This is a genomic window from Microcoleus sp. S13_C3, assembly GCF_036700905.1.
Classification (GTDB): domain Bacteria; phylum Cyanobacteriota; class Cyanobacteriia; order Cyanobacteriales; family Microcoleaceae; genus Microcoleus.
Genome location: NZ_JAUBPT010000287.1, coordinates 1 through 4,588 on the forward strand (window position 1 = coordinate 1; position 4,588 = coordinate 4,588).

General features: G+C 39.9%; 4 protein-coding genes and 1 pseudogene. All 5 read right to left on the bottom strand.

The window, feature by feature from the left end:
- Positions 1-431: pseudogene (locus QUA16_RS35745) on the bottom strand (hypothetical protein); the annotation flags it as partial.
- A 947-nt stretch (positions 432-1,378) separates the two neighbouring features.
- On the bottom strand, positions 1,379-1,768 hold the full coding sequence (locus QUA16_RS35750) for a pentapeptide repeat-containing protein (RefSeq protein ID WP_333109491.1): 390 nt from the start codon (positions 1,766-1,768) through the stop codon (positions 1,379-1,381).
- Between the two features lie 30 nt (positions 1,769-1,798).
- The gene (locus QUA16_RS35755) at positions 1,799-2,695 is read right to left on the bottom strand and encodes a hypothetical protein (RefSeq protein ID WP_333109492.1); all 897 of its coding nucleotides are present in this window, start codon (positions 2,693-2,695) and stop codon (positions 1,799-1,801) included.
- A gap of 217 nt (positions 2,696-2,912) precedes the next feature.
- Positions 2,913-3,155, bottom strand: a complete 243-nt coding sequence (locus tag QUA16_RS35760) for a DUF433 domain-containing protein (RefSeq protein ID WP_333109494.1) — start codon at positions 3,153-3,155, stop codon at positions 2,913-2,915.
- A gap of 197 nt (positions 3,156-3,352) precedes the next feature.
- The gene (locus tag QUA16_RS35765) at positions 3,353-3,961 is read right to left on the bottom strand and encodes a Uma2 family endonuclease (RefSeq protein WP_333109496.1); all 609 of its coding nucleotides are present in this window, start codon (positions 3,959-3,961) and stop codon (positions 3,353-3,355) included.
- Positions 3,962-4,588: the final 627 nt, after the last annotated feature.

A 4,588-nucleotide genomic window follows, 5' to 3' on the forward strand; every position in this document is an offset into this window, starting at 1 on the left:
AAGCTAAGTGTCGGTTTTCCCCAAAAGCGGCGCACCTTATCATACTTTTGTATATTTGCAAAATCGGGATGCTCCCATCGGGTTTGTGTATCTTTGATAGTTTGTATAAATTCACCGCAAATATTAACATTACCAATTTGTAAACAATCTCCCCTATGGGCAACTTGAGAAACACGATATTTTTTCTCTAACTTGGAACGAAAGTTAAATTTATTAATATCTTCTCCTAATTCCTCACGCAACTTTTCCCATAACTTAGCCGCTTCTTTTTTAACGTGAGATTCACTACAATTAAACTCTTTAGCTATTTGAGGATATTTCTGTCTTTGCCAAACACCCGTCACTATTGCTTCCTCTAGGGGTGTAAGATGTTCTCCTGTTTTATCAAAAATCGAATTATTCGCCCATTGTACAACATCTTCAACATTCATGGGTCAGCGTTGAGTGAGGTTGAGTGTACTATATCCTACTAAATCCTACTTTGTCAACTTAATTATACCAACTTCTACTAAATTGGTTAAGGATAGTTAAAAAACTTGGGTGCTAAATCCGACCGTTTTAAGTTGTTAAATATTAATATCACCCAATATAATTAGGGAAACAAAACAATCAAATTTGGAATCCGGGAGAGAATCCGCTTTGAAAAACTTCCTAGATATCTGTCTAACTCTATTTGGTATTTTAATACTATTTTTAGTTTCTTTAGCTATTCCCGGCATGATCCAAATTTACTTATCTATAGTAGTTTTAGCTGTCTGTGGATTTATGATATTTAGTGTAATTTGGTTTTTTCTTATGATAGGTTTGATATGTGGCCTAATTTATTCTTTCTTAACGGGTGAATTAATTAAGACATATGAGGATTAAACTAGATTTAAGCTGTTCGGCATTTAAAGGAGGATAGTAGGGTGCGGAGCGTAAATAAGCGTTTCCCATGTATAGTCAGTGTTTTAGCTGACGCACCTTACCGGGAGCGTTAATGGTTTAAATGCGTAACAGCTTACTCAAATCCAGTTTAATTATGAACTGTATGACGTGTTAGGTAAATACAACAAAATACAAGACTTATTAGATAAGTGAAGTACCCAAAATATGTGTTTATTCAAAGAACATAACTGGATACTGCCCTTCAACTCAAACCGTATAATAAGCACCACAACCATTCTAAAAAAAACCTTTTGTCCCGCCAGCTAATTGAATACTTTTAAATTCCCCCTTAAATCCTTTAGGCGGTGGTTGCACTGTTTCTCCACCTCTTTCTCCTGAAATAGTGAAGAGTAAGGAATAACCAGTATTAGTACGATGCGTCACCTTTAGATTAATTTTCGATAAAACAAACAGAGCGATTATAGCAGGTGACGCGCTCTACTAGGTAAAACTAACGTCGATAGAGAGTTCCATCAGGCATTTTTGCACCGTTAAGATTTGCTGGTCTCAAGTCTGCACCACTCAGGTTAGCTTGCTGTAGGTTGCTACCAGTAAAGTTTGCTTTTTGTAAGTCAACCCCACTTAAGTCTACTGCACTCAACTTGTTTGCTAGTAAATTTAGTAAGTCTTGACTATTTAGGGTGGAACTTCGCCATAAAGCGCTGTTATTTAGATGTAGCTGAATTAACCCTAGTAATTCGTCCTTACTAAGATTTACCTGATTAGGAGCGCTTTTGATTAAGTTAATTAAATCATGCAGATTTAGCTTAGAATTGACTAGCTTCTGTACGTCTTGCTGGCTGAAGTCAACTTTATTCCAGTCTAACCCGCTGAAATCCAAGTTACTAGGGTCAGTTTTGATAAAATTGCCCTACCTCCTCACTGGCTGAAATCCCTGCACAAAACTCACCCAGCGTGGTACTTTATCACCTGTAATATCTAGGATGGGAATGTTGAAACTTCTGACAGCGGGGCGACCGACTTCACCACCCGAAAAACTCACATTCGTAGGTTCCGATTTACCTAAACCATAGGCACTAACTATTTGATTAGCAAGTCGGCAGGTTATTTCAAAACTTCCCATATTAATCGTGCCACCTCCAGCCTCGTAATTCCATGTAATACCGGGTGTTAAAGTCCCCTCCTGACACATAAAGTGAGTGACTTCAAACATTTTAGCAATGTGAACATCATATCGCCTTAAGCGTCCTCCATAGGCCGATGCTGTGGTATCACTTTCTGGTACTACAATCGATCCAAATCCTTCGTCAAAACCAAGCTTCATCGGTAGTGCCGTGGAACTTGTAAGCGGTTGACTAGCTTGGGGTTGTACGCGAGTCGAGGACATCTGTACTGGTTTGACAAATTGACTATTAGCGCGAACGAAACAACGTTGCACCCCACCAGTAGCGTAGTTTTTTCCTACAAAAAGCCAAGGTAAACCCCTGGTATCGTTGAAAGTACCAGCAGCATTACTAGGAAAGCTTTCAAAACGCTGTCCCTGTTTTAAGACACCAACTAAAGACCAATTAAAAAACTCAAATGGAGTGCGGTTGTCAGCACGCATAAGTTCTTCAAAAGAAGAATTTGTCATGCGACAATTTAACCCATTTGGGTCTGGGTCTACTACTTCCCAATAAGTATGATAAGCTCTTCGCGTATAATCCCCTTGATTATTAGGACTTGGGAGAGGTGCAGTAGAACCCAGTTTAGCTGTTCCTAATACCAGAAAAGTTGCAAGAGTAATGGTTTTTAATTCTTTTAACATGGGTATCACTTTTAAAACACTACATAGATCATAGTATTTAAGGATTTTATGATACATTAACTCTATCATACTTTAGTATAAAAAACTATAGCTCCGACTTGAATTTTGCCTTAGCTGCTCGCAGTTTTTCCCCAGCAGCTTCGGTTCCGGGTCTTGGTGGCTGGGCGGCAATTCGAGCAATGATATCGCGATTTTTTTCTTCATAGTACAGCCGCAGTTATTCAGCTTCCTTAAGAACCATTTGATACTCAGCTTCAACATCAGCTCGATTTGCCTCAATATAAGCTAAAGCTGCGTTAATTTGTTCCTGTGTAAGCTCAAATAATCCCCCGATCAACTTAGGTGGATATTGAGCCGTCACATAGTCCATGATGTCGTAGATAGTGATGCGCGCATCGGCGATCGCTAGTCCTCTTTCTGTACGGATGATAGATGTTTGTTCGTTAGGTATGCTTGTCATCTTTATAGCCTCCTAGAAGTTATCTCTATATTACTAGCTGATTGCTTGCAAGTCCTGGATTTGCGAGCCCTAGAGTTCTATTCGCCAATAGCCGATCAATATGATGCGGTGAATGCTTTTATGCAGTTGATGTAGAAATTGAGAAGAGTGCAGCACAAGCATTGTTAACTTTCATTATAAGTGCCACCCGATCGCCCTTAAAAACTAATCCGGCGGTAGACTTCCGACATCGGAACTTCTATATTTAAACTGTGCAGGACGATCGCCCGATCGAGCCGATCGCAAACTTGCCATTGCCAGCGATCGCTACTTGGGCGATCGCCATTATAATATTGCTCAATATAGGGTTCAGCTTGACTAACCAGCAAATATTCACAAAAACTAGCAAGAGAGCGATATTTTCTGAACTTTTCACCTCGATCGTAGCCTTCAGTAGAGGGGGAAAGAACCTCAACAATCAGTAAAGGATTGAGAATTTCATCCGTGCGATCGCCATTGAATTCCGGTTCACCATCAATTACCAGAACATCGGGATAAGTTCCGTGATTGAAGCTAGGAATCCAAATGCGTAGATCGCCGTTATAGATTTGAAAATTTGTGTCTCGCAGAGCCACGTTAAGAAAAGTCGTAATATCTACGGTAATACGGCTGTGAGCGGGGGAACCTCCTGGCATAGCGATAATCTCTCCGTTACAATATTCGTGACGTTCTTCGGCTGTTTCCTCGATCGCCCGGTATTCATCTGGAGTAAAGTGAGTCTTTGTCGCACCTGGAAGATTTGGCGGGTTGGTTTGAGTTATAACCACGATCGCACCTCCTAAATAATTAGACTTTAAATAATTATGGCTGACAGCTAGATAATTGTCTCAACCCAGAGGCGTTTTCTGGATTACATTCAAATTCCAAAAAAAACTCTCCCTGCCTTTTCCCGCTTCAGTTTCACAACCGTTAAATTCTCGCTTTCCTTTTAGTTTTAACACTCAATTGCTTAGTAAGCGATGTATAATAATGCAAAGCAAAAAGCAGATTAATTCCAAAAAATACCAAAGTTAAAACAAAGGTAAAGAAAGACGTAAACGACAGCCGGGAAGTCATCGTAAACATCGCCAAAATGATTGAGCAAAGCCCAAAACCGGAAGCAAAAGAACTTAAAAGCAACAACCGCACCTTAGACATAGTTTAATTTAAAGATTATCAGTAAAATACACTCTTGGCATCTACAGATGAGTGCCAAATGATACTTATTACTATATAGCGGAATTGCTCAGTTCCGCCAAGGGCAAAACCACTGCTTTCCTAAAAATGTTTGAATTATACAGAAAAATACAGCTCGCGCTCTTGTAAACTCCTGTTGCTCGACTTAGGAATGAGAATTAAATAACTTCCACAAGTTTGTGGGATGGGCGTCCCGCCCGTCCAAAAAGGACGGGCGG